Source organism: Streptomyces drozdowiczii (assembly GCF_026167665.1).
Lineage (GTDB): Bacteria > Actinomycetota > Actinomycetes > Streptomycetales > Streptomycetaceae > Streptomyces > Streptomyces drozdowiczii_A.
The window spans coordinates 3,690,409-3,715,797 of sequence record NZ_CP098740.1 but is presented as its reverse complement, the minus strand read 5'-3'; the positions used below and the strand labels follow the sequence as shown (position 1 = coordinate 3,715,797).

General features: G+C 72.0%; 24 protein-coding genes. 4 read left to right on the top strand and 20 right to left on the bottom strand.

Features of this window, described 5'->3' with window-relative positions; all coding sequences use genetic code 11:
* Window positions 1–32 precede the first annotated feature (32 nt).
* The 16 genes from NEH16_RS16910 to NEH16_RS16835 form a co-directional block, all read right to left on the bottom strand.
* Complete coding sequence (locus NEH16_RS16910) at window positions 33–1,256, bottom strand: cytochrome P450 (protein WP_265543342.1); 1,224 nt, start codon at window positions 1,254–1,256, stop codon at window positions 33–35.
* Between the two features lie 23 nt (window positions 1,257–1,279).
* A complete protein-coding gene (locus NEH16_RS16905) occupies window positions 1,280–1,960 on the bottom strand; it encodes a response regulator (protein WP_073966470.1) in 681 nt (226 codons plus the stop codon).
* Window positions 1,957–3,267, bottom strand: coding sequence for a sensor histidine kinase (locus tag NEH16_RS16900; protein WP_265543340.1), 1,311 nt, complete (start codon window positions 3,265–3,267; stop codon window positions 1,957–1,959). The genes NEH16_RS16905 and NEH16_RS16900 overlap by 4 nt, the downstream gene beginning before the upstream one ends.
* Before the next feature lie 95 nt (window positions 3,268–3,362).
* Complete coding sequence (locus tag NEH16_RS16895; protein ID WP_265543338.1) at window positions 3,363–4,238, bottom strand: alpha/beta hydrolase family protein; 876 nt, start codon at window positions 4,236–4,238, stop codon at window positions 3,363–3,365.
* A gap of 187 nt (window positions 4,239–4,425) precedes the next feature.
* A complete protein-coding gene (kynU, locus tag NEH16_RS16890) occupies window positions 4,426–5,622 on the bottom strand; it encodes a kynureninase (protein WP_265543337.1) in 1,197 nt (398 codons plus the stop codon).
* Window positions 5,615–6,463, bottom strand: coding sequence for a tryptophan 2,3-dioxygenase family protein (locus NEH16_RS16885; RefSeq protein ID WP_073863994.1), 849 nt, complete (start codon window positions 6,461–6,463; stop codon window positions 5,615–5,617). The genes kynU and NEH16_RS16885 overlap by 8 nt, the downstream gene beginning before the upstream one ends.
* 157 nt (window positions 6,464–6,620) lie before the next feature.
* Entirely contained in the window at window positions 6,621–7,034 is a 414-nt protein-coding gene (locus NEH16_RS16880; protein WP_073966474.1) for a DUF3151 domain-containing protein, read from the bottom strand.
* Between the two features lie 92 nt (window positions 7,035–7,126).
* Window positions 7,127–8,647 carry an MFS transporter gene (locus tag NEH16_RS16875; protein WP_265543334.1) on the bottom strand — a complete coding sequence of 507 codons (1,521 nt, stop codon included), beginning with the start codon at window positions 8,645–8,647 and terminating at the stop codon, window positions 7,127–7,129.
* 45 nt (window positions 8,648–8,692) lie between these two features.
* Window positions 8,693–9,859 (bottom strand): MalY/PatB family protein, encoded by a 1,167-nt coding sequence (locus tag NEH16_RS16870; RefSeq protein ID WP_265543332.1) that lies wholly within the window; start codon window positions 9,857–9,859, stop codon window positions 8,693–8,695.
* Window positions 9,860–9,953: 94 nt separating this feature from the next.
* Entirely contained in the window at window positions 9,954–10,976 is a 1,023-nt protein-coding gene (gene fbaA / locus NEH16_RS16865) for a class II fructose-bisphosphate aldolase (protein ID WP_073966477.1), read from the bottom strand.
* A gap of 201 nt (window positions 10,977–11,177) precedes the next feature.
* Window positions 11,178–11,717, bottom strand: a complete 540-nt coding sequence (gene pyrE / locus NEH16_RS16860; protein WP_018102092.1) for an orotate phosphoribosyltransferase — start codon at window positions 11,715–11,717, stop codon at window positions 11,178–11,180.
* Between the two features lie 78 nt (window positions 11,718–11,795).
* Complete coding sequence (locus tag NEH16_RS16855) at window positions 11,796–12,593, bottom strand: aldose 1-epimerase (protein ID WP_265543330.1); 798 nt, start codon at window positions 12,591–12,593, stop codon at window positions 11,796–11,798.
* A gap of 21 nt (window positions 12,594–12,614) precedes the next feature.
* The gene (locus NEH16_RS16850; protein WP_265547223.1) at window positions 12,615–13,712 is read right to left on the bottom strand and encodes an SRPBCC domain-containing protein; all 1,098 of its coding nucleotides are present in this window, start codon (window positions 13,710–13,712) and stop codon (window positions 12,615–12,617) included.
* Window positions 13,713–13,831: 119 nt separating this feature from the next.
* Entirely contained in the window at window positions 13,832–15,430 is a 1,599-nt protein-coding gene (locus tag NEH16_RS16845) for a polyamine aminopropyltransferase (RefSeq protein WP_265543328.1), read from the bottom strand.
* Window positions 15,431–15,514: 84 nt separating this feature from the next.
* Window positions 15,515–16,036, bottom strand: a complete 522-nt coding sequence (locus NEH16_RS16840) for a DUF2617 family protein (protein ID WP_265543326.1) — start codon at window positions 16,034–16,036, stop codon at window positions 15,515–15,517.
* A gap of 337 nt (window positions 16,037–16,373) precedes the next feature.
* Window positions 16,374–16,676, bottom strand: a complete 303-nt coding sequence (locus tag NEH16_RS16835) for a hypothetical protein (protein WP_265543324.1) — start codon at window positions 16,674–16,676, stop codon at window positions 16,374–16,376.
* A gap of 133 nt (window positions 16,677–16,809) precedes the next feature.
* Between NEH16_RS16835 and NEH16_RS16830 the strand changes: the two genes are divergently transcribed.
* On the top strand, window positions 16,810–17,988 hold the full coding sequence (locus NEH16_RS16830; protein WP_073966483.1) for a pyridoxal phosphate-dependent aminotransferase: 1,179 nt from the start codon (window positions 16,810–16,812) through the stop codon (window positions 17,986–17,988).
* A gap of 58 nt (window positions 17,989–18,046) precedes the next feature.
* Here NEH16_RS16830 and NEH16_RS16825 read toward each other — a convergent pair whose 3' ends face one another.
* Together NEH16_RS16825 and clpB are read right to left on the bottom strand one after the other, a co-directional pair.
* Complete coding sequence (locus tag NEH16_RS16825; RefSeq protein ID WP_265543320.1) at window positions 18,047–18,610, bottom strand: YbjN domain-containing protein; 564 nt, start codon at window positions 18,608–18,610, stop codon at window positions 18,047–18,049.
* A gap of 171 nt (window positions 18,611–18,781) precedes the next feature.
* Complete coding sequence (gene clpB, locus NEH16_RS16820; RefSeq protein WP_265543319.1) at window positions 18,782–21,376, bottom strand: ATP-dependent chaperone ClpB; 2,595 nt, start codon at window positions 21,374–21,376, stop codon at window positions 18,782–18,784.
* A gap of 214 nt (window positions 21,377–21,590) precedes the next feature.
* Between clpB and NEH16_RS16815 the strand changes: the two genes are divergently transcribed.
* Window positions 21,591–21,995: a pyridoxamine 5'-phosphate oxidase family protein gene (locus NEH16_RS16815; protein WP_265543317.1), complete on the top strand. Its 405-nt coding sequence runs from the start codon at window positions 21,591–21,593 to the stop codon at window positions 21,993–21,995.
* Between the two features lie 105 nt (window positions 21,996–22,100).
* Here NEH16_RS16815 and NEH16_RS16810 read toward each other — a convergent pair whose 3' ends face one another.
* Entirely contained in the window at window positions 22,101–22,457 is a 357-nt protein-coding gene (locus NEH16_RS16810; RefSeq protein WP_265547221.1) for a (2Fe-2S)-binding protein, read from the bottom strand.
* 242 nt (window positions 22,458–22,699) lie between these two features.
* Here NEH16_RS16810 and NEH16_RS16805 point away from each other — a divergent pair, with 242 nt between their 5' ends.
* Window positions 22,700–23,710, top strand: a complete 1,011-nt coding sequence (locus NEH16_RS16805) for a response regulator transcription factor (RefSeq protein ID WP_079192931.1) — start codon at window positions 22,700–22,702, stop codon at window positions 23,708–23,710.
* A 184-nt stretch (window positions 23,711–23,894) separates the two neighbouring features.
* Complete coding sequence (locus tag NEH16_RS16800) at window positions 23,895–24,875, top strand: helix-turn-helix transcriptional regulator (RefSeq protein WP_265543313.1); 981 nt, start codon at window positions 23,895–23,897, stop codon at window positions 24,873–24,875.
* Window positions 24,876–24,942: 67 nt separating this feature from the next.
* On the opposite strand, the gene NEH16_RS16795 is transcribed toward NEH16_RS16800, so the two are convergent.
* A complete protein-coding gene (locus NEH16_RS16795; protein WP_018522258.1) occupies window positions 24,943–25,389 on the bottom strand; it encodes a heat shock protein transcriptional repressor HspR in 447 nt (148 codons plus the stop codon).

Sequence of the window (25,389 nt, the reverse complement as noted above, 5' to 3'; positions counted from 1 at the left end):
GGCGCGCACGCAAGGACCGCCCGCCCACGGCCTCACACCTCGACCCGCAGCTCCTTGAGGCCCCTGATGACATAGCCCGGGTTCCACTCGGGCTCCGAGGCCAGTCGCAGGCCGGGTGCCTTGCGCAGCAGCTCGCCGAAGGAGGCGGCCAGCTCGACCCGGGCGAGCGGGGCGCCCAGGCAGAAGTGGATACCGGCGCCGAAGGTGATGTGCGGGTTCTCCCGCCGGGCGAGGTCCAAGGTGTCCGGGGCCTCGAATCGGGCGGGATCGCGGTTGGCCGAGCCGAAGAGCAGGGCCACCTCGGAGCCCCGCGGAATGACCGTGCCGTCGATCTCGATGTCGTCCAGGACCCAGCGCTCGAACATCTGGAGGGGGGTGTCGTACCGCATCAGTTCTTCCAGCGCCGTGGGCAGAAGCCCGTGGTCGGCGCGGAGGGCGGCCAGCTGCTCGGGGTGGCGCAGCAGCGTCCACCAGCCGTTGACCGTGGTGTTGACGGTCGCCTCGTGCCCGGCATTCAGGAGGAGGACGCAGGTGGAGACCATCTCCTGCTCGGTCAGCCGCTCGCCCTCGTCGTGGGCGGCGACGAGGGCGGAAATGAGATCGGTGCCCGGGTGTGCGCGCCGCTCGGCGATCAGCTCGCGCAGATACGCGGAGAACTCGAGGGAGGCGCGGACGGCTGCGCGGGCGGTGTCCTCGGACGGGTTGAGCTCGAACATCCCGCAGATCGCCGCGGACCACGGCCGCAGCGGGGCCCGGTCGGACTCCGGGATGCCGAGCATCTCGGCGATCACGGCCACGGGCAGCGGCTCGGCGACGGCCGCCAGCAGGTCGCCTCCGCCCTGCTCGACGAAGTCGTCCACGAGTCCGGCGGCCAGTCGCTGGACGGTGGGGACGAGCTGTTCGACGGTGCGCGGGGTGAACGCCTTGGACACCAGGCGCCGGATGCGGGTGTGGTCCGGCGGTTCGAGGTCCAGCAGCCCCTGCCCGTTGAGCGTCTCGAACGGCTCGTGCTCCGGAGGCGGGGGCGTCCGGCCGAACTCCTCGTGCGTGAACCGGTGGAGGTAGGTGCGGCCCAGCCGCCGGTCCCGCAGCAGGGCCGACACGTCGGCGTAGTGCGGGACGAGCCATTGGTCGGTGGTCTCGAAGTAGTGCGCCCGGCCGGTGGCCCGCAGCTCGGCGTAGGCGGGGTACGGGTCGGCGACGAACGCCGCCGACCAGGGGTCGAACGGGGCGGGAGAGGTGGTGGGCTGGTCCATGGGCCGACGCTAGACCACGGTGCTCAGGAAGGGGTGACCAGGCGGGCCTCATAGGCGAAGACGGCGGCCTGGGTGCGGTCGCGGAGGCCGAGCTTCACCAGGATGCGGCTGACGTGGGTCTTGATGGTCGACTCGGCGACGACGAGGTGTCCGGCGATCTCCGCGTTCGACAGGCCCTGGGCGATGAGGACGAGCACCTCCGTCTCGCGCTCGGTGAGCTCGCCGACCCGGGCCAGGGCCGGAGGGCGGGGAGCGGAGGCGAGTCTGGAGAACTCGGTGATCAGGCGCCGGGTCACGGTGGGGGCCAGCAGCGCCTCGCCGGCGGCGACCACACGTACGCCGTCGGCGAGCTGGCGGGCCGAGGCGTCCTTGAGCAGGAAGCCGGAGGCTCCTGCCCGCAGGGCCTGGTAGACGTATTCGTCGAGATCGAAGGTGGTGAGCACCAGGACCTTCGCGTCCTCGTCCGCGGTGACGATCTCGCGGGTCGCCTCGATGCCGTTGAGCTCCGGCATGCGGATGTCCATCAGCACCACGTCGGGGCGGAGCGCGGCGACCTGGGAGACGGCCTCACGGCCGTTCACCGCCTCGCCGACGACCTCGATGCCCGGCATGGCGTTGAGCAGGACCGAGAAGCCCTCGCGGACCATCATCTGGTCGTCCACGATCAGGACCCGGATCGGCGGGGCGGCGGGCTGCGTGGTCATGCCTGCTCCTTGAAGGCGCCGGGCGCACCGGGCGCCGTCTGCTGGGCCGGGATGAAGGCCGTGACCTCGTAACCGCCCTCCTCGGTGGCCTCGGCGGTCATCTCGCCGTTCAGCATCGCGACCCGTTCCCGCATGCCGGTGATCCCGTGCCCGGCCCCCGGCGACGGCTTCACCGGAGCGGTCGGCGGCCCGTTGACCACGCGCAGGCCGAGCCCGCCGAGGACGTAGCCGATCTCGACCCTGGCCGTGGCGCCCGGGGCGTGCCGCAGGCTGTTGCTGAGCGCCTCCTGGATGATCCGGTACGCCGACAGCTCGACGCCCTGGGGGAGTTCGCGGACCGCGCCGGTCACCGCCTTCTCCGTCACCAGGCCCGCGTCCCCGACGTTGGCGAGCAGCCGGTCGAGGTCGGCGAGGGTGGGCTGCGGCGCGTCCGGTGCCTCGTAGTCGTCGGCCCGGACGACGCCGAGCACCCGGCGCAGTTCGGTGAGCGCGGCCACGGCGTTCTCGCGGATCGTGACGAACGCCTGCTCCAGCTCGGGTGGCGGGTTCTCCACCCGGTACGGGGCGGCCTCGGCCTGGATGGCGACGACGGACATGTGGTGGGCGACCACGTCGTGCAGTTCGCGGGCGATCGTGGTGCGCTCCTCCAGCAGCGTGCGCCGGTCGCGCTCGACGGCGGTGACGGTGCGCTGCACGGTGACCTCGTGCTGCGCCTCCCGCCGGACCTGGACCAGGCTCACCACGAGCAGCGCGAACGCCGAGACCACCGCCATGCCCGCGGTGTTCGGCCCGCCGGCCCCGCCGGTGACGACGCCCTCCACGACCAGGCCCAGCAGCAGTGTGAGCACCCACATCCAGGCGGCGGTGCGCGGCCGGGTCCTGGCCGCGACGACGAACAGCACCACCAGGTGGGAGACGAAGACGCTCGGCGACCACGGTTCGTAGCCGCCCACCACCACGCTCACCGGCATCAGGACCATCGACATCCAGAACGCCCCGACCGGCCTGATCAGCGTCGTCGCCACACAGACGGCGGGCAGCAGCCCGGACAGCAGGACCCCGGCGTTGCCGCTGACGGCGAACCCCGCCATGAAGGTGATCAGCGCGACGCCCAGCACCACCGCGTGCGGGGTCCACGCGGCCCGCGCCGCGAGCCGTCGCGGCAGCCGCCCGGTCAGCGGCCCGTCCGTGCGCATCGGTGACATCGGCCGGTAGGCGAAGGCGTCGTCGAAGAGGTCTTCCCAGAGGTCGTCCACCGCACGCGCGGCGAGCCGTAGCTCGGGGCTTCTGGTCTTGGTCTCGGTCACGCCTCAACGGTAGGCGGGGCGGCGGGCCGGGTCGTCAGCAGTGTTGCGGATTCCCGGCCGTCCGTCGCAAGTACTACGCGCCCGCCGCCACGCGGCTACCAGGCGAGCTGGGCGATCTCCTCCGCGACCACCGCGCACGCGTCGGCGGCCGGGTCGATCAGGGGGAAGTGGCCGACGTCCGGCAGCAGGGTCAGCCCCACCGTCTCGCCCTCCTTCGCCGCCGCGTCCACGAACGCCTCGGAGACGGCCGCCGGGACCGTGAGGTCCGTCGTGCCCTGGACGACCACGGTCGCGATGCCCGTGGGCAGCAGCCGGGACGGGTCGGCGTACGCGCTCCGCTCGGCGAAGTCCTCCGCCGCCCCCAGGAGCTGCCCGATCGCCCCCGAGCACACGTCGAGCGCGACCGCCGAGCCGAAGTCCGCGATCGGCGCCAGCGCCACCACGCCCCGCAGCGCGGGCGGCCTCGGGAGCCGCCACGGCGACCCCTCCGGCAGGACGTGCCGGGCGGCGGCCCACAGGGCCAGCTGCCCGCCCGCCGAGTGCCCGGTGACGACGATCCGGCGGACGTCCGCCGCGGGCAGCTCCCGCGCCAGCAGCTCCGGCAGCGCGTCCATCGCGGCGGCGACATCGTCGAAGGTCTCCGGCCAGCGCCCCGCCACCGGACCGGTCCCGCGCTGCTGCGGAAGCTCGCTGCCGCGCCGGTACTCGACACTGGCCACGGCGAACCCGCGCCGCGCCAGGAAGTCCGCGAACGGCGACACATGGGCCCGGTCGTACGGAGCCCGCCACGCGCCGCCGTGCAGCACCACCACGACCGGCGCGCCGGTGCGGCCCCCGCGCGGGGCGTAGAAGTCGATGACCTGGTCGGGATGGCTGCCGTAGGCGGCGGACGCGTCGGGGGCGACGGCCGGATGCGAGAAGGCCGACTCGGTCTCGGCGGCGTCCCGCTCGCGCGCGGCGGAATCCGACATCCTGCTCCCACCCTCCCTGTCGTCCGGCCCAACTGGCCTGACCTGCGGGGACGGTACCAGTACGGCGGAGCGCCCCGCCCACCGGGAATCGGCGCCCCGCGCACCGCGTCGGCCCCGCCCCGCGCGAGCCCCCGCACGGCGCCGTCCGGTGACCGGGGCGAGCCGGTCACCGGACGGATGCGGCAGCCTACGCCGCCGGAGCGCCCAGAACCTCCGCGAGCACCCGCGCCGCGCGTTCCGCGTCCGCGAACCCCACGTACAGCGGTGTGAAACCGAACCGCAGCACATCGGGCCGGCGCAGGTCCCCGACGACACCGCGCGCGATCAGTTCGGCCATCACGGGCTCGGCGTCGTCGCACCGCAGCGCGACCTGGCTGCCCCGTTCCGCGTGGGCGGCCGGGGTGACCGAGGTGACCCGCCCCTCGGGGGCGTACGCCTCGACGCACTCCAGGAAGAAGTCCGTCAGGGCCAGGGACTTGGCCCTGACCGCCTCGATCCCGACGCCGTCCCAGACGTCGAGGGACGCCTCCAGGGCCAGCATGGACAGGATGTCGGGCGTGCCGACCCGGCCCCGGACCGCACCGTCCGCCGGGCTGTACCCGGGCGTCATCGCGAACGGGTCCGCATGCGACGTCCACCCCGGAAGGGGCGAGTCGAAGGACGCCTGGTGGCGCTCGGCGACGTACAGGTAGGCGGGCGAACCGGGGCCGCCGTTGAGGTACTTGTACGTGCAGCCGACCGCCAGGTCCACGCCGTGCTCGTCCAGGCCGACGGGGAGCGCGCCCGCGCTGTGGCACAGGTCCCAGACGGCGATCGCGCCCGCGGCCCGCGCCGCGGCGGTCAGCCCCGGCAGGTCGTGCAGCCGGCCCGAGCGGTAGTCGACGTGGTTGAGCAGGACGGCGGCGGTCCGCGGACCGAGCGCGTCCGGCACGTCTGCGGGGGCGACCGGCACGATCCGGTGGCCGGTCATCCGGGCCGCCGAAGCGGCGATGTAGCCGTCGGTGGGGAACGTCCGCGCGTCGACCAGGATCTCGTCGCGGCCCTCCGGCGCCAGCCGGGTCGCGGCGACGAGCGCCTTGAAGACGTTCACGCTGGTCGAGTCCCCGACGACGATCTGGCCGGCCGCCGCACCGACGATCGGGGCGATGCGGTCACCGATCCGTTCCGGCGCCGTCCACCAGCCGCTCTCGCCCCAGGACCGGATGCGCAGCTCGCCCCACTCGCGGGTGATGACCTCCTGCACCCGGGCGGGCACATGGCGCGGCAGCGCGCCGAGCGAGTTGCCGTCGAGGTAGACGGTGTCGTCCAGGGTGAACAGCTCGCGCAGCGGTGCGAGAGCGTCCTCGGTGTCGAGCGCCTGTGCGCGCTCCCGCAGGTCAGACATGGCTGCGGGCCGTCCAGAGCTCGGGGAACACGTTCTTCGTGGCGCGCTTCTCCAGCCAGGCCACGCCCGCCGAGCCGCCGGTGCCGGTCTTGGAGCCCATGGCCCGCCGGGTCGCGAGGAGATGGTCGTTGCGCCATCGCCACACCAGCTCGCCCACATCGGTGAGCACCTCGCCGAGGCGGACCAGCTCGTCGTTCTGGTCCGGGTTGGCGTAGATCTCCGCCCAGACGGCCTCGACCTCGGGCGACGGCTCGTACTTCCGGGTCAGGTCACGGCCCAGCACGGATTCCGGGATCGCGTGCCCGCGCCGGGCGAGCAGGGCGAGGGCCTCGTCGTAGAGGCCGGGCTCCGCGAGGGCCTTCTCCAGCTCCGCGTGGACGCGGGGCGCGCCCCGGTGCGGCACCAGCATGGACGCGGACTTGTCGCCGAGCAGGAACTCCATCCGCCGGTACATCGCCGACTGGAAACCGGAACCCTCGCCGAGCGAGGACCGGTAGGAGTTGAACTGGGCGGGGGTGAGCTGGGCGAGCGGCGTCCACGAGGCGTTCAGGGCCTCCAGTTCGCGCAGCGACCGCTTCAGCGCGTCCTGCGCGACGTCCAGGCGGTCCTCGCGCATCGCGTGCGCGGCGGTCTCCCACTCATGGACGATGACGGTGAACCACAGCTCCATGACCTGGGTGGTGACCAGGAAGACCATCTCGCCGGGATCGTCCGAGCGGAGGTGCTGGAGGTGGGTCAGGACATCCGCCTGGACATAGTCCTCGTACGGAGTCGTGCCCGCGAAGTCGAGGTGCGGGGTCGCCGCACCGGTGGCTTCGGGGTCGGGGTGAATCGTCGACATCGCTGTCTCCTCGACACGAGCTTCCGGGTAGCGGTCCGCCCCTTCCCCTCGGAAGTGGAGCCCCGGTCCCCTGTTCGCATACTAAACGCCTGCTCCGGACGCGCGCAGGCCCCGCAGCCGCGGATGCGGAACTGCGGGGCCTGCGGTACGGCGTCGGCTAGCCGAGGGTTTCGGCGGCGGTCGGCGAGGAGTCGCGCAGGAACGTCGAGCAGCGCTCGTACTCCTCCTGCTCGCCGATGGCCTGCGCGGCCCGGGCGAGGGCGTGCAGGGCGCGGAGGAAGCCGCGGTTCGGCTCGTGCTCGAACGGCACGGGGCCGTGGCCCTTCCAGCCGGCCCGGCGCAGCGCGTCGAGGCCGCGGTGGTAGCCGGTGCGGGCGTAGGCGTACGACTCGATGACCCGGCCGCCCTCGAACGCCTCGTCGGCGAGCTGCGCCCAGGCCAGCGAGGAGGTCGGGTACTTCGCCGCGACGTCGGCGGGCGCGGTGCCGGCGGCGAGCAGTTCGCGCGGCTCCGGGTCGTCGGGCAGGTGGGTCGGGGGCGGGCCCCCGAGCAGGTTCTCGTGGATCGACATGCCCCCAGTGTGCCTGGCACGGGGCTCCGCCGAGGACCCGGTGGGCCCGAATCCGGCCCCGGCCCGTGCGGCCCACGGACCCGCCGCGTCCCTCAGGCCGTGGTGTCCGGCGGGGCGGCCTCCGGTGCGGGTTCCAGCGGCGGGCTCGTGACGCCGCAGTGCACCGCGCACTCGGGCCGCGCGGTGTCCTCCACGGGGGCGGGTGTGCGTACGGTCGCCCAGGCGATCAGCGCGCCGAGCACCAGCAGCCCGGCGCACATCGGCATCGCCCGCCGGAACGTCGCGGCGAACTCCCCGGCGTCCCGGTACGCCTCCGGCCCCATCCCGGCGAGCAGCGGCAGCGCGGCGACCGCGATCAGTCCGGCGGCGCGTGCGGCGGCGTTGTTGATGCCGCTCGCGAGCCCGGCCCTGCCCGTGTCCACGGAGGCCAGGACGGTCGCGGTGAGGGGCGCCACGACGGTGACGAGCCCGACGCCCAGGACGGCCACGGCGGGCAGAACGTCGGTCAGGTAGCCGGTGACGGAGTTCGAGCCCTCCCCCACCCGCAGCATCAGCAGCATGCCGACGGCGGCGATCAGCGGCCCTGCGGTGAGCGGGATACGCGGCCCGATGCGCTGGCCCAGCTCGCCCGAAGCGGCCGAGAACAGCAGCATCAGGAGGGTGGTCGGCAGCAGCGCGGTGCCGGCGCCCAGCGCCGAGTAGCCGGCGACGACCTGGAGCTGGATCGCCGAGAGGAAGAAGTAGCCGCCGAGCGCCGCGTACACGCACAGGGTGACGACGTTGACGGCGGTGAACTGCCGGGACGCGAACACCGACGGCGGCAGCATCGGATGGGCCCGCCGCCGTTCGAGCCGCACGAAGGCGGCACCGAGGAGCACCCCGCCCGCCGCCGACCCGATCACGGCCGGGGAGGCGCCCTGCCCCGGCGCGCCGATCAGCGCGTACGTCACCAGTGCGAGCGCGAGGGCGCCGAGGGCCGCCCCGGCGACGTCGAAGCGCCCCTGGGCATTCGGATCGCGGGACTCAGGTACGTGGCGCAGCGCGACGGGCACGCAGACGGCGGCGAGCGGCAGGTTGAGCAGGAACACCCAGCGCCAGCCCGGTCCGTCGACGAGCCAGCCGCCCAGGAACGGCCCGACAGCGGCGCCGACCCCGCCGAATCCGGACCACAGCCCGACCGCGCGGGCCCGGTCGTCGGGATGGAAGCTCGCCTGGATCAGGGCCAGCGAGCCCGGTGTGAGCAGTGCGCCGCCGACCCCCTGGAGGGCGCGGGCGGCGATGAGGACGGGGGCGTTCGGCGCGAGGCCGCAGACCAGCGAGGCGGCGGCGAACCAGATGACGCCGACCACGAAGACCCGCCTCCGCCCGTAGCGGTCGCCGAGCGCCCCGCCGAGCAGGATGAGCCCGGCGAGGGTCAGCATGTAGGCGTTGACGGTCCACTGGAGCGCGGCCAGATCGGTGCCCAGGTCGTCGCCGATGCGGGGCAGGGCGACGTTGATGACCGTGGAGTCGAGCATGGCCATGCTCGACCCGAGCACCGTCGTCAGGACGACCCAGCGCCCGGTTGCGGAGGCCACCCTGATCGCGGGCCCGTCCGCCTCGCTCTTCTCCATGGCCTCAGCATCGTCGGCACCCGGCCGAAGGGCCACCGGGAGCCCTCAATCGGCGGCCCGTACCGCCTCGATGCCCCGGATCAGCGCGTCGAGCCCCGCCTCGACCTTGCTCCGCGCGCACCCGACGTTCAGCCGCACGAAGCCCTCGGCCCCGTACGTGCTGCCCGGCATCACCGCGACGCGCTCCCGCTCGATCAGGACGCGCTGCAACGCCTCGTCGTCCCGGACGCCCGCGCGCCGCAGATCGATCCAGGCCAGGTACCCGGCCTGCGGTGGCTCCCACTCCAGGGCCGGGAACGCGGTGTTCAGCCGCTCTGCGACCAGGGCCAGGTTCTCCGCGACGTACGCACGCACCGCGTCCAGCCACGGCCCGCCCTCCCGGTACGCGGCGATGTGCGCGGTCAGCGAGAGCACCGCCGGTGAGGCGAGGCCCTCCGCCGTCTCCATCCGGCGCAGATACTCGGTCCGGTCCTCCGGCCGCCCGATGAGGCCGTACGAACCGGTCAGCGCGGGGAAGTTGAACGACTTCGAGGCCGAGCTGATGACCGCCCAGCGCGCGTCTCCGCCCACCCGGGTCCACGGGACGTGCGGGCGTCCGTCGTGCACGAAGTCCGCGTGGATCTCGTCGCTGATCACGGCCACGCCGTGGCGCGCGGCGCGCTCGGCCATCTCGGCCAGCTCCGCCTCCGTCCACACCCGGCCGGACGGATTGTGCGGGGAGCAGACCACGAGGACCTTGCTGTCCGGCCGCGCGAGCTCCCGCTCCAGCACCTCCGTGTCCCCCAGCGGCACGCCCCGCAGCTCCCGCCCGAGCCCGTGGATCGCCTTGCGGAAACCGTCGTACGTGGGCGTGTGCAGGACCACGCCGTCACCCTCGGCCGTCCACATCTGGAGCAGCTGCGAGAGCTGGCTGAGCACGGACGGCCCGTACACCAGGCTCCCGGTGTCGATCTCGGTGTCGTAGCGCGTCGCGTACCAGTGGGCGACGGCCGACCGGAAGTCGCCCAGCCGCCAGTCGGTGTAGCCGAGCACCCCGTGTTCGAGCCGCGTCCGCAGGGCGGCCAGCACCTCGGGGGCGGTCTCGAAGTCCATGTCGGAGATGGTGAACGGCAGCAGCCCGTCCACCCCGAAGCGGTCCGCGACCCCGTCCCACTGGACGCACCAGGTTCCGCGGCGGTCGATCACGGTGTCGAAGTCGTAGGACGTGCTCACAGCTGTTCCCTCGGGTCGTGCGTGACGGATCCGGACATGCCGTGGGCCCGGCACCCCGAGGGGTGACGGGCCCACGCCACACATCCGTACCGGATTACTTCAGCTTGGTGCCGGTGGAGCGCAGGTTGGCGCACGCCTCCGTGACGCGCTTGGCCATGCCGCCCTCGGCGGACTTGCCCCAGCTGCGCGGGTCGTAGACCTTCTTGTTGCCGACCTCGCCGTCGACCTTCAGCACACCGTCGTAGTTGCGGAACATGTGGTCCACGATCGGGCGGGTGAAGGCGTACTGGGTGTCGGTGTCGAGGTTCATCTTCACGACGCCGTTCTCCAGCGCGGTGGTGATCTCCTCGGCGGTGGAGCCGGAGCCGCCGTGGAAGACGAAGTCGAACGGCGACGTCTTGCCGTACTTGGCGCCGACGCCCTCCTGGAGGTCCTTGAGGAGCTCCGGACGCAGGACGACGTTGCCCGGCTTGTAGACGCCGTGCACGTTGCCGAACGAGGCGGCCAGCAGGTAACGGCCCTTCTCGCCCAGACCCAGCGCCTCGGCGGTGCGCAGCGCGTCGTCCACGGTCGTGTAGAGCTCGTCGTTGATCTCGTGGGTGACGCCGTCCTCCTCGCCACCGGTCGGGGTGATCTCGACCTCAAGGATGATCTTGGCGGCGGCGGCCTTGGCCAGCAGCTCCTGGCCGATGGCCAGGTTGTCGGCCAGCGTCTCGGCCGAGCCGTCCCACATGTGCGACTGGAACAGCGGGTTCAGACCCTTGGCGACGCGCTCGGCGGAGATGTCGAGCAGCGGGCGGACGTAGCCGTCCAGCTTGTCCTTGGGGCAGTGGTCGGTGTGCAGCGCGACGGTGACGTCGTACTTGGCGGCGACGATGTGCGCGAACTCGGCGAGGGCGACGGCGCCCGTGACCATGTCCTTGTTGTACTGGCCGCCCAGGAACTCCGCGCCGCCGGTCGAGATCTGCACGATGCCGTCGCTCTCGGCCTCCGCGAAGCCGCGCAGGGCGGCGTGCAGGGTCTGGGTCGACGTCACATTGATGGCCGGGTAGGCGAACTTGCCTGCCTTCGCCCGGTCGAGCATCTCGGCGTATGCCTCGGGGGTTGCGATGGGCATCTGTCCGCTCCTTGGGATGTGCGGGTGTGCGTTGCTGGGTCCCTGACCTGGGGGCGACGTCATCGTCGCCCCCATCTTCCCAGACTCTGGTTCCGGCTCCACCCGGCGGTGTCCCCCAGGATCGGCGGTGCCCCTTCGCAGGGATACGACAAAGGCGGTCGGTTTCACGTGAAACCGACCGCCTCCGAAGAAACCCGCAGGTCACGCCAGGTCGAGGTCCGGGACCGTGTAAACGTGGACGTACGGAAGGCCCGCCTCGGCGATGGCCGGGGCGGCACCGCGCTCCACGATCACGGCCACGGCCACGACCTCGCCACCGGCCTCGCGCACGGCCTCGACGGCGGTCAGCGGCGAGCCGCCGGTGGTCGAGGTGTCCTCGACGACGAGGCAGCGACGGCCCTTCACGTCCGCGCCCTCGATCCGGCGCTGCATCCCGTGGGCCTTCTGCGCCTTGCGGACGACGAAGGCGTCCAGCTCCTGGCCCCGGGCCGCGGAGGCGTGGAGCATCGACGTGGCGACCGGGTCGGCGCCGAGCGTCAGCCCGCCCACGCAGTCGTAGTCCAGCTCGGCCGTCGCGTCGAGCATGACCTGACCGACCATCGGGGCGGCCTTGCCGTCCAGCGTGATGCGGCGCAGATCGATGTACCAGTCGGCCTCCAGGCCGGAGGAGAGCGTCACCTTGCCGTGAACCACGGCCTTGTCCTTGATCTGCTGGAGCAGCTCAGCACGTACGTCAGTCATGGCTACGAGGATAAGGCGCGCGTTTTCCGCGGCGGCCCGCCCGAGGCTGAGACCCGCCCGCCGGCCGGGGCCCCGCGCTCAGAGCCGGCGCCAGCTCCAGGTGGTGGCGATCTCCAGCGGCTCGATCGGGGTGACATAGCGGGGGTCGGTGTTCAGCCCGTTCGGCGGGCCCGACTGCGGCTCCACGCAGACCGCCTCGTCCTGCTCGTCGTAGATCACGACCCACTCGGACCGGCTCTTCACCGTCAGCTCCAGGCGTTCCGGCCAGGTGAGCGTGACGTCGACACCGTCCGGCATCCCGAAGCAGTCGTCCCACGGGCCGGGCAGGGGCGGGATCCGGCGCCCGGTCGGCAGGTGGTTCTCGCCGCGCTCCTCCTGCCAGGCGGCGTCGAAGTCGATACGGACCTCCTCGCCGGTGTCGAGGTGGCGGCGGAACCACGGGTGCCAGCCCGCCTGGGCCGGGAAGGAGTCCCCGTACGTCTCGATGCCGAAGGCCAGCGTGAGGGACTCCTCGGCCAGTTCGAAGGTCTGGGTCACCCGGCCCGGGTACGGCCAGGGGTCCGTCAGGTCGTAATAGAACGACGCCTGGGTCCCGGTCGCCAGGGCGGTGTGCCACGCCGTGTCGCGGCCGGTGCCGTGGATGGCGTGCGGTGGGGCAGTCAGCGGCAGCTGATGGAGGACACCGCCGTCGCGGAACTGCCCGTTCTCGGTCCGCCCGCACCACGGCACCATCGGGAAGCAGCCGTACCGCTCCCCCTGCCGCAGCAGTTCGCTACCGCCGATCCGCAGGCTGCTGATCCGGCAGCCGTTGGCGGGGTTCACGGTCAACTCTGTGTCGCCGACGGAGAGCCGGACGTCCTTCTCGCTACTGCTCACGGGACGACCCTACTGGCGCCGCTACCTCCGGCGCCGCAACGCCCGGCTGACGACCACCGCCGAGGCGAGGGCCAGCGCGGCGGCCGGGGCGACCCAGCGCAACGTCGCACCCGCACCGCCCGAGTCCGGCGAGGGCACGGGGGCGTACCGGCCGCGCGGCGGAGCGTGGTCGACCTCCTCCGCACTGCGCCCGATCATGGTGCGCCGGGCATGCGCGGCCTCGGCCGGCGGCTCGTCCGGCACGGTGAACTCGATCCCGGCGACCGGGTCCAGCGACGACGGCGGGACGGGCGCGTCGAACAGGGACTCCTGGTCCTGCGACGGCTCCTCGTCGTCCTGCGCCCCTTCCGGCTCCGCGCCCCGCTGCCCCGGCTGCTCCACGCCCGGCGCCTCGTCGGGGGCGGCCTCGTGCGTCGGCAGCGACTCCTCGGCGCCGCTCAGCGGACCGGAGCCGCTGAGCGGGGAGCCGGCCGAGGGCTCGGGGCCGGTCTGGTCCGCCTCCTCGGCGGCCTCTTCGAGCGCCTTCTCCACGGCCTCCCCGACGGCCAGCTCGTCGGCGGTGACCTCGGCGGCGCCCGGCGTCCCGGGTGCACCGGCGGACGCCCCGGCGCCCTCCGCCCCGGCGTCTCCCGCCCCGGCGCCTCCCCACGCCTCGTCGGCCGCGCCCTCGCCCTGGGCGGCCAGCGACTCCGTCACGAGCTGCTGGGCGAACCGGTCCAGCAGGCGGTGGGCCGTCGACAGCGCCGCGGCCGGCTCCAGGTCCCGCAGGCGGCCGTCACCGGTCGCGCCGCCCTCGAAGGCGATCGATGTGCCCTCGTCGCCCTCCGTCAGCCGAAGGGTCAGGGACAGCTTCGCCGAGCCGCCGCCCCGGGCCTCCGTGCCCTCGCCCTCCACCAGGACGGCGTGCACGGAGTCCACGTCCGGGTCGCCCGGCAACGGCGTGAGGCGCAGGGTGCCCCGGTACGTGATGGTGTGGCCGCCGGCCCGGATTCTGAGCCGGCCCGCCAGGGGGCCCGCCGACGCGTCGGCGTCCTGCTGGAACCCCGGTACACAGCGGGCGACCCGGACGGGGTCGCCCAGCGTCCGCCGCAGGGCCGGGACCGGAACCGGAACGAACACCTCATGCTCCATGGTGAACGAGCCTACTCAGCCCCGGCCGTCCCGTCAGCGCTTCCGCGCCCGCGACCGCTCCCGCACCCCGTCACCGCCATCGCCCGTGAGCGCCCGCTCGCCGCACCTCACCGCTCCTCCCAGTAGCGCGGGTGCACCAGCGTCGACGGCGCGAGGCCGGACAGCCGCCCGGCCTCCGCCCCGCGCCCCGCATCCAGCAGCCCCGGCCCGCTCAGGGAGCGCAGCGCGGGCGCGTCCGGGGCCAGGCCGAGCGGAGGCGTCGCCGCCCTCCCGGCCAGCAGGAACCCCCAGCCGCGGTCCCCGTCCGAACCGCTCCCGGCCCGGTCGGGGCCGGGAGCGAAGCCCGTCCGGCGGCCGCTGATCCGATAGGGGCGCGGACGCAGCCCGGCGGCCCGCATGGACGCCTCGACCGTCCAGTAGGTGCGCGGCCGTACGACGGGCGGTCCCGCGTGCACCACGAGCCGTCCGCCGGGTGCCAGGGCCTCGGCGACCAGGCCGTAGAACTCCGCCGAGTAGAGCTTCGTGCTGGCGGAGATCCCGGGGTCGGGAAGGTCGGAGATCACCACGTCGTAGCGGCCGCGGGCGGTCCGCAGCCAGGTGAACGCGTCCCCGGTCACCGTCGTCACGCGGGGGTCGTCCAGTGCGTGCGCGTTCAGCGCGGAGAGCGCGCGGTCCGTACGGGCCAGTCGGGTGACGGCCGGGTCCAGCTCGACCAGGGTCACGCTCCGCACGTCCGGGTAGCGCAGCACCTCCCGCGCTGCCAGCCCGTCCCCGCCGCCCAGGATCAGCACCCGGGCGTGCGTCCCGTTCATCGCCGGGTGCACCAGCGCCTCGTGGTACCGGTACTCGTCGCGGGAGCTGACCCGCAGCCGCCCGTCCAGATAGAGGTCCAGGGAGCTGCGGCCTGCCCCGGTCAGCACGACCTCCTGCACATCGGTCTGCACGGCGACCCGCACCTGGTCCCCGTACACCGCGCGGCGCGCCGCGCGCTCGAAGTCGTCGGCCAACAGCGCGGCCGTGGCCAGCACCGCGATCACCGTGACGTTGGCGGCGATCAGCAGCCACCGGGTTCTCGGGGTCAGGTCCCGCCGGAACACCCACAGCACCAGCGCCCCGCCCGCCGCCGCGTTCACCGCGCCGGTCAGCAGCGCGCCGGTGAGCTGGCCCAGCATCGGCAGCAGTAGGAACGGGAAGGCCAGGCCGCCGACGAGCGCGCCCACGTAGTCCGCCGCGAACAGATCGGCGACGGCCCCGCCCGCGTCCTGCCGGTCCACCCGCTGGATCAGCGTCATCAGCAGGGGGATCTCCGCGCCGATCAGGATGCCGATCGTCAGCGAGAAACCGACCAGCGCGTACCGCGACTCTCCGAACCAGGCGAACGACGCGTAGAGCACCAGCGCCGAGAAGCCGCCCACCAGGGCGAGCGCCGCCTCGATCAGCCCGAACCCCACCGCCGCCCGGTTGCGTAAACGTTTCGCGAGCAGCGAGCCGATCCCCATCGCGAACACCATCACGGAGAGCACGACGGACGCCTGGGTGACCGAGTCACCGATCAGATAGGAGGCGAGCGCCACCAGTTCGAGTTCGTACACCAGTCCGCAGGCGGCACAGACGAAGACGGCGGCCAGCACGAGGTACCGACCTGTCCTCGGCCGGACGGGAAGCCGCGCCGCGCCCCCTCGCAGCGACACCTGCTGGTCGATCATGCCGCGAACGCTACGTCACTGATCGCTTGCCGCTTGTCACCCACAAGGGTGTAACTGGCGCACCCGAGGCGCAGCGGTTGTGCGTCACACCGCCACCGCGGGCGTCCGTACGCCCACCCGGGTCCGCGTCACGACGAGCTGGCCCTCCTGCGGGTACGCGTGCCAGGTGCGCCACCGCACCTGGCCCTCCGTCCGCTGGGCGAGCATGGCCGTGAAGGCGTCCGGGCTGCCCGGAAACGTTCCGGCCAGGCCGTGGGGGTGGTCGGCGACGAGCGCCAGCAACTCCTGTGCGCGCCCGGCGAACGAACCCGCGTTCAGCGTCTCGACGCGGGCCGCGAACTCGTACTCCCAGTCGCCGATCCGCTTGGCGACGCCCAGCGGCAGCGGGGTGCTGCTGCCGGGCATGCAGGCGACGGTCTCGGAACAGCTGCCCTGCTCCTCCTCGAGGAGCACCTGGTGGGAGGCGCCGAGCAGCCGCAGTTGCAGGGTGGCGCCGGCGAGTTCGAGGTCGAGGACGGCCAGCGCGGGGAGCGGCTCGCGCCCCAGCGCCCAGGCCAGATCGGCGGCACGGGTATCGGAATAGGCCGTATGAAGGGTCGTGAGCATGGGTCGGCTCCGCAAACACGCGTGGACACATGGACAGGGGACGCCCCCGCGTCGTACGCGTGGGAGGTGGGAAGCGCCCGATCAGGTCCAACTGGGGTCCGAGGGCTGGATGTTCTCTCCCATGAGGGAATCACGAACTACGCCGCACTCACAGCGTTTTTGCCCAACTTGCCGGGGTTTCCATCCCCCTCGGGGGGCCTTCCGCTCACCTGTTCACCGCAGACCCGTGGGAGGCCCCAACAAAAAGGAACCCGGCGGGACTTGGCGCGTGCGCCGTGCGTCCCGCCGGGCTCCGGGGCGTGTGCGGGACACGCCCTCGCGGACCAACTGCCCCGTGTCAGCTGCCTCCGCCGCATCCGCCTCCGCCGCCGCAGGAGGAACCCCCTCCGCACGAAGAACCCCCGCCGCAGGAGTGGCCGCCCGAGTGGCCGCCCGAGTGGCCGCCCGAGTGCCCCCCGCTCCCGCAGGACGAGCCGCCGCCGTCCCCGGCCCACCAGCTGCCCCCGGCGGCCGAGCCGCGCGCCGCACCCCGCCGCCTGCCGCGCGCCGGCGCACGCCCCCGTCCGCCGCCCTTCGACAGCACCGCGACGAGCGCGAACACCAGCACGATCAGCACCACCCCGACCACTGCACCGCCCATGACCTCACTCCCTTCCGTCCCCGAAGCGAGGCCCCCGCTCCGCGCCCTTCCGGCGTGCAGGGGAGATGCCCCAGCCGCCGTACGGCCAAAGCAGACTTGAGCAAGTCCAGAGCTTGCGCGCAGGATGGCGGCCATGACACACGGACGACCGCTGCTCAACCGCCGCCTCGCCGAGTTCGGCACGACGATCTTCGCGGAGATGTCCGCGCTGGCCGTCCGCACCGGAGCCATCAACCTCGGCCAGGGCTTCCCGGACACCGACGGCCCCGAGGAGGTCCGCGAGGCCGCGGTGCGTGCCCTGCGCGCCGGACACGGAAACCAGTACCCGCCCGGCCCCGGCGTCCCCGAGCTGCGCACCGCGATCACCGGCCACCAGCAGCGGCGCTACGGCCTGGCGTACGACCCCGACACGGAGGTACTGGTCACCGCGGGCGCCACCGAGGCCATCGCCGCCTCGCTCCTGGCGCTCCTGGAGCCCGGCGACGAGGTCATCGCGCTGGAGCCGTACTACGACTCGTACGCCGCCTGCATCGCGATGGCGGGCGCGACACGCGTTCCCGTCACCCTGCGCCCCGACACCTCCGCAGGCACCTATCGGCTGGATCTCGACGAACTGCGCGCGGCGGTCACCCGGCGTACCCGGCTGCTGCTGATCAACACCCCGCACAACCCCACCGGCACCGTCCTCAGCCGCGAGGAACTGCACGCGATCGCGGAGCTGGCCCGCGAGCACGACCTGCTCGTCGTCACCGACGAGGTGTACGAGCACCTGGTCTTCGAGGGCGAACACCTGCCACTGGCCGGCTTCCCCGGCATGCGCGACCGCACGGTCACCATTTCTTCCGCCGGCAAGACATTCTCGTACACCGGCTGGAAGATCGGCTGGGTCACCGGAAGCGCGGAGCTGGTGACGGCGGTGCGCTCGGCGAAGCAGTACCTGACGTACGTCTCCGGCGGCCCCCTCCAGTACGCCGTCGCCGAGGCGCTGCGGCTGCCCGACAGCTTCTACGAGGAGCTGCGCGCGGACCTGCGCGCCAAGCGGGACCTGCTCTGCACGGGCCTCGCCGAGGCCGGTTTCGCCGTGTACCGGCCGGCCGGCACGTACTTCGTCACCACCGACATCCGCCCGCTCGACGCGACCGGCGACGGCATCGCGTTCTGCCGGGCACTGCCGGAACGCTGCGGGGTGGTGGCCGTCCCCAACGCCGTCTTCTACGACCACCGCGACCAGGGCGCACCCTTCGTCCGCTTCACGTTCTGCAAGAGGACGGACGTGCTCGAAGAGGCCGTCACCCGGCTCAAGCAGCTGTGACGCACGACGAGGCCCGGTGCGGGATTCCCGCACCGGGCCTCGTCGAAACGCCTGCGGCTCAGGCGTCCGGAGCGGACTGCTCCGTGCCGTCCTCGGACTTCTGCTCGGCCGGGGCCAGGCCCAGGCGCTCCAGCAGCCACTTGTCGAACTCGATCGAGGCGCGCACCCAGCTGACCGTCGAGGAGACGAAGTGCTCCAGGGAGACGCCGGTGCCGATGAGCATCTGCGCCTCACCGATCAGGCGGACCGACGGGCCGGCCTCCTCGGAGCCCTCCTCGGGCTCGTGGGTGTGCGTGTAGACCTTGGGCCACAGGGTGCGGCGGTTCCAGTCGTCGATCGCGTCGAGGAGGACCGGACGCTGGTCCGTGGCGTGCGGGCGGTCGTAGAACGTACGGACCGAGAAGACCTGCTGCTCGCCCTCGCCGCGGAACATGAAGTACGTGCGGAATTCCTCCCACGGCGCGGCGAGGTCGCCCTCGTCGTCGACGACGTACTTCAGCTCCATCTGGTCCAGCAGCTGCTTGACGAGGTCCTGGTCAGGGACGACGGGGCCCTCCGGTCCTGCCGCCTGCGGTTCGGGCTGAGCCCCGAAGTTAGGAATCGAGGACGGATCGATGCTCACCGTTATTTCCCTTCGTGCGGTTGACTGCCATCCTCTCTTATCGCGGGCGGGGCATGGCAAGCCCGGAAGGCCCCGATCCGCCACAAGCTGATATTCAGCCGGCGGGGACCGGGGCCGGGGCGTTCCGACTACGCCGTACGGATTCCGCTTATGACGCGGCGGCTGCTGGTCTCAGCTCGCCGCGCCCACGATCAGGCCGTCCTCGAAGCGGTCCACGCGGACCGTGTCGCCGTCCCTGATCTCGCCCGCCAGGATCTCCTTCGCGAGGCGGTCGCCGATCGCCGTCTGGATGAGGCGGCGCAGCGGCCGGGCGCCGTACGCCGGGTCGTTGCCCTCCTCGGCCAGCCAGGCCAGGGCCTCCGGGGTGACGTCCAGGGTGAGCCGCCGGTCGGCCAGGCGCTTGGCGAGCCGGTCGATCTGGAGGCCCGCGATGTGCGCCAGCTCGTCGCCGGACAGCGCGGAGAAGACCACCAGGTCGTCAAGGCGGTTCAGGAACTCCGGCTTGAAGGAGGCCCGGACGACCTCCAGGACCTGGCTCTTCTTCTCTTCCGGTTTCGTCAGCGGATCGGTCAGGAACTGGCTGCCGAGGTTGGACGTCAGGATCAGGATGGTGTTCCGGAAGTCCACCGTCCGGCCCTGCCCGTCGGTGAGCCGGCCGTCGTCCAGGACCTGGAGCAGGATGTCGAAGACCTCGGGGTGGGCCTTCTCGACCTCGTCCAGCAGGACGACGGTGTACGGGCGGCGGCGGACCGCCTCCGTGAGCTGGCCGCCCTCCTCGTAACCGACGTAACCGGGCGGGGCGCCGACCAGCCGGGCGACGCTGTGCTTCTCGCTGTACTCGCTCATGTCGATGCGGACCATGGCCCGCTCGTCGTCGAAGAGGAAGTCCGCGAGGGCCTTCGCCAGCTCGGTCTTGCCGACACCGGTCGGGCCGAGGAACAGGAACGAGCCGGTGGGGCGGTCGGGGTCGGCGATGCCGGCGCGGGTGCGGCGTACCGCGTCCGAGACGGCCTGCACGGCCTCGGTCTGGCCGATCAGCCGCTTGCCCAGCTCCGACTCCATGCGCAGCAGCTTCTGCGTCTCGCCCTCCAGGAGGCGGCCGGCCGGGATGCCGGTCCAGGCGCCCACGACATCCGCGATGTCGTCCGGCCCGACCTCTTCCTTGACCAGGGTCTCCTTGGGCTCGCGGGCGGCCTCCTGCTCGGCCTCGTCGGCCTCGGCCAGCTCGCGTTCCAGGCCGGGGATCTCCCCGTACAGCAGCTTCGACGCGGTGTCGAAGTCGCCGTCGCGCTGGGCGCGTTCGGCCTGGCCGCGCAGGTCGTCCAGGCGTTCCTTCAGCTCACCGACCCGGTTGAGGCCCTGCTTCTCCTTCTCCCAGCGGGCGTTGAGGCCGCGCAGCTCCTCCTCCTTGTCGGCGAGGTCGCGGCGCAGCTTCTCCAGACGCTGCTTGGAGGCGGCGTCGGTCTCGTTCCGGAGGGCCAGCTCCTCCATGTGCAGCCGGTCGACGGAGCGCTGGAGCTCGTCGATCTCGACGGGCGAGGAATCGATCTCCATGCGCAGCCGGGAGGCCGCCTCGTCCACGAGGTCGATGGCCTTGTCGGGCAGGAAGCGGGAGGTGATGTACCGGTCGGACAGGGTCGCGGCGGCGACCAGGGACGCGTCCGCGATCTGGACCTTGTGGTGGGCCTCGTACCTCCCCTTGAGGCCGCGGAGGATCGCGATGGTGTCCTCGACGGACGGCTCGGCGACCAGCACCTGCTGGAAGCGGCGCTCCAGGGCGGGGTCCTTCTCGATCCGCTCGCGGTACTCGTCCAGCGTGGTCGCGCCGACCATCCGCAGCTCGCCGCGGGCCAGCATCGGCTTGAGCATGTTGCCCGCGTCCATCGCGGAGTCGCCGCCGGCGCCCGCGCCCACGACGGTGTGCAGCTCGTCGATGAACGTGATGATCTGGCCGTCGCTCTCCTTGATCTCGGAGAGGACGGTCTTCAGGCGCTCCTCGAACTCGCCGCGGTACTTCGCGCCCGCGACCATGGCGCCCAGGTCGAGCGAGACGAGCCGTTTGTCCTTGAGGGATTCGGGAACGTCGCCCTTCACGATGCGCTGGGCGAGCCCTTCGACCACGGCGGTCTTGCCGACGCCCGGCTCACCGATGAGCACCGGGTTGTTCTTGGTGCGCCGCGAGAGCACCTGGACGACGCGGCGGATCTCCTGGTCCCGGCCGATGACCGGGTCGAGCTTGCCCTCGCGCGCGGCGGCGGTGAAGTCCGTGCCGAATTTCTCCAGGGCCTTGTACTGGCCCTCCGGGTCGGGAGTGGTCACCCGGCGCCCTCCCCTGCTCTTCTCGAACGCGTCCAGCAGCTTCTTCGCACTGGCCCCCTGCCCGTCGAGGATCTCACCGGCACGGCCGCCCTTCGCGGCGATCCCGATCAGCAGGTGCTCGGTGGAGACGTAGTCGTCGCCCAGCTCCTTGGCGCGCTGCGCGGCGTCCGCGATGACGGCGAGCAGTTCGCGGTTGGGCTGGGGCGGTGCGACGGTCGACCCGGTCACGCTGGGCTGCGCGGCCAGGAGCCGTTCCGTCCCGGTGCGTACGGCGATCTGGTCGGCCTCGACGGCGGCCAGCAGATCGACCAGATTCTCGTTGTCCTCGCCCGAGAGCAGCGCCAGCAGCAGATGCCCCGGGGTCAGATCGGGGTGCCCGTCCTTCACGGCCCTGCTGGTGGCCGCGTTGATGGCGTCCCTGCTCCTGTTGGTCAGCTCGGCGTCCACGTGCGCTGTCTCCTCCTTGCGATGACGAGTCCGTTCCCACTACTGACACGGTCAACGTGTACAAAGTTGAGTCTATTCCACTCAAGGCTGGCCGCGGCCAAAGTTGAGCGCATCCCACTCAAGGCGAAACGCGCCCCTGCCCCTCTTCCGAGTGAACCGGCCGTCGCGGGCACCCGCCACCGCAGGCCGTTCCCGCCCGCATACGCTGGGGCGCATGGCAGTCGACGTACACCAGCCGAGCCCCGAGTACCTCGCGTTCTGGCGCGAGAGCCATGTGTGCACGCTCACGACACCCCGCCCGGACGGCACGCCGCACGTCGTCCCGGTGTGCGTGACGTACGACCCCGAGGCGGGCCTCGCCCGGGTCATCACCAACAAGAACAGCCGCAAGGTGGCCAACATCCTGGCCGCGGGCCCGGACGGCGCCCGGGTCGCGGCGTGCCAGGTGCACCGCCGCCGCTGGGCGACCCTGGAGGGCGTGGCCCGGATCAGCGCGGACCCGGAGCGGGTCGCGGAGGCCGTACGCCGCCACACGGAGCGCTACGACCGGGTGCCGTCGCCCAACCCGGACCGGGTCGTCATCGAGATCACCCTCGACCGGGCGCTCGGCCGGGGCTGAGCGTGGTGCCCCCGGGCACAGCACAACGGCGCCACCGTGTTCAGGTCACGGTGGCGCCGTTGTGTGGGGGAAGTGACTGAGCGACGTGGAACGACGGGGGATCGCTCAGGCACTGTGGGGGGTGGCGGCAATGGTTTCGGGCTCGAACAGCTGGTGGTCACGCTGTGCGAGATTCACAAAGATCATGTCGTAGCGGATGGCACAGCGCACCGGCTGCGGCGCGCCCCGCGGCTTGCGGAGGCACCGGTAGGCGCGGACCTCCCCGTCGTCCTCGCGGGCGACGACGACCGGGTCGCCGAACAGAGTGACCATCAACGAGTCACCACGGTGCGGCAGCGCCGTGACGAGATCGATGAAATGCCACCCTGACCGGTAGGCGGTCGCCATCTCACGCCGGAAGGTCCGGTCGTCCGGGGGGTGGTCATGCTTTGTCCTGCGGAATCGAGTAACCCCACCCCACATCAGCCTGCGGCAGATTACCGACGGCTGCAGAGTCGCGGCCCCACGCGAGGTCTGACGGAGAGACCTGCGCCATGAGCAGTAGCGCAGCAGCCGCAACGACAGTGCCAAGCACTGAGCGAAGCAATCTCTTGTACATAGCCGGCTTCGTCCTCACCTGATGGAATCGTCTCCCCCGCTCCACTTGAAGACGATGGCTCATTCGGACACGTCAAAGCCACAGAACCGATGCATCATGTTCCTGAATGTTCAGGACCCTGGGGGGTGGAGCTTTGCCCGCAATCGACGCCAAAACGGCACATACTCACTCGGTCGCGAATCTATGCACCGATGGGGTCAGGCTGTACTCGGCCGCGCTGGGCGTCGGACGCATCGCCCGAACCGAGGTGGAACCGGCTCCGTGCCTGCTCGAATTCGGCCTATTGCTGCCCGACCCCGACGATGATTCCTGGCTCCGGCCAGTGCCGCCGTCCGCCGCCCTCGCCCAGCGGCTTCATCCCCTGGAGCGCGAGATCCAGGACCGTAGGCGGACGTCGGTGGAACTGACCGACGCGTTCGAACCGTTCATGGCGATCAGCGCGCAGCGGCCTGCGGCCACCCATGCGATCACGGTGCTGGAAGGCATCGACCGGATCAACGGGGCTCTGGATCTGGCCATCTCCGAGAGTCGGACGGAAGTGCTGACCGTCCAGCCCGGCGGCAAGCGCAGCGAGGAGGTCCTGAGCGAGGCCCTGGCACGCAGCAAACCTCTCATCGATTCCGGGATCAGCGTACGCACGCTATACCAGCACACTGTCAGGCACAGTCAGCGCACCTACGCGTACGTGGACCTCATGGCCGGCGCGCGTATGGAGATCCGGACGCTGGAGGAACTCATCGAGCGCCTCATCATCTGCGATGACACTGTGGCGTTCATTCCGGCCAGGGACGATCCGCCCATCGCCCTGGAGCTGCGGCACCCCGGGCTGGTCGCGTACCTGACGAAGGTATTCGAACAGCTCTGGAGCAGGGCTGTCCCACTGAACGAGGCGGCGCCCTACGATCCAGCGCGCGACGGCATCACGGGCGTGCAGCGCTCCATCGCCCAACTCCTGGTGGAGGGCCACGTCGATGAAGCCATAGCCCGCCGTCTCGGCATGAATGTGCGTACCTGCCGTGCCCACGTCGCGAAGCTGTCCGCCGTTCTCGGCAGCACCAGTCGCGCCCAACTCGGCTATCTGATCGCCCGGTCAGGAATCCTGGACCAGGATTCCTGACCGGCCGGCCCCAAAGATCCCCACCCCCCGGGCCGGGCGGGCGTGCCACGCAATGGGGGAGAGCATGGCCACGCCCCAGATCAGCCGGGGGAGTTCCCGGCTCCCCCGACACGTCCACACTGGCCCGGGAACTAGGCTGGCACCACCGTCATCTTGCTGCATTGCCAAAAGTGGGGGGTCACAAATGGGCAAGCACGAGGGCATATCGCATCAGCCGCACGGTGATCTGGAACTGTGCGAGGCCGGCGTCACGACGTACAGCGAAGCGCTCAGAGCCGGCCGGCTGCCCCGCTACGCTCTCGAACCCGCCCCGTGCCTCATCGAGTTGGCTCTCGTCCATCCCGATCCACAGGACGATGGCTGGATCCGACCGGTGCCTCCGTCCGCGGCGCTCGCCCATCTGCTCCAGCCGGTCACCCGCGAGATCCACGAACGCATCCGGCTCTCCGCCGCCCTCGCCGACTCCCTGGCACCCCTGGCCTCCGTCGCCAGCACCGACCCCAACCTCGCGATCACCGTCCTCGAGGGCCTTCCACTGATCGACACGGCCATCGAGAACGCTCTGGGCAACACGCGGGAAGAGGTCCTGACGCTGCAACCCGGCGGGACCGGACGGGAGGAGGAGAGGCTCTCGAAGGCGCTGGGCCGTGCCCTCGCCATGGCCGAACGCGGCGTGTCTCTGCGCCACATCTACCAGCACCCCGCGCGCTACAACCAGCCCATCAAGGCGTATCTGGATGAGATCCCGCCCGCCAACATCCAGGTCCGCACCATCGAGCAGACGGCCGAACGGCTCATCATCTTCGACCGCGCCGTCGCCCTGATCCCCGCCAGCGCCAACCGCGACGCCGCCTTGGAGATCCGCCACCCCGCCCTCGTGCGCTACCTGATCCAGGTGTACGAGGTGCTGTGGGCCCAGGCCAAGCCGCTCACCTCTCCCCTTCAGGCGCCCGCGCACGATACCCCGGTCACCGCCGCCCAGCTGAGCGTCGCCCGCCTCCTCGTCGAGGGGAACACCGACCAGATGGTGGCCCGCAAGCTCGGCATCAGCGTCCGCACCTGCCGTGCCCACATCGCCAAACTCATGCACACCCTCGACGCCACCAGCCGCACCCACCTCGGCGCCCTGCTCGTCCGGTCCGGCATCGCGGAGCCCGCCCGATGACGGCGGACAACGCGAAGCGGCCCGCCGCCCCCGGTTGACCGGGGTGGCGGGCCGCCTGGGCGCGGGGTCAGTCCTTGGGGCGCTTGGGGCGCCAGACCACCAGGGCGCTGGTCTGCTGCACGTCCTGGTACGGGACCAGATCGCGCCGGTACGACGCGTGGACCTGGGCCTCGCGCTGCTGCATGGCCGCTGCGGCTCCGTCCACGGCCGCCGAGAGTTCGGCGACGCGCTGCTGGAGCGCCGCGACCTGGTTCTCCAGCTCGATGATGCGCTTGATGCCGGCGAGGTTGATGCCCTCGTCCTGCGACAGCTGCTGCACCGTACGCAGCAGCTCGATGTCGCGGGCCGAGTAGCGCCGGCCGCGTCCGGCCGTGCGGTCGGGCGACACCAGGCCGAGGCGGTCGTACTGGCGCAGTGTCTGCGGATGCAGGCCCGAGAGCTGGGCCGCGATCGAGATCACGTACACCGGGGACTCGTCGGTCAGTTCATAAGGATTACGCCGTCGGCCGTCCAC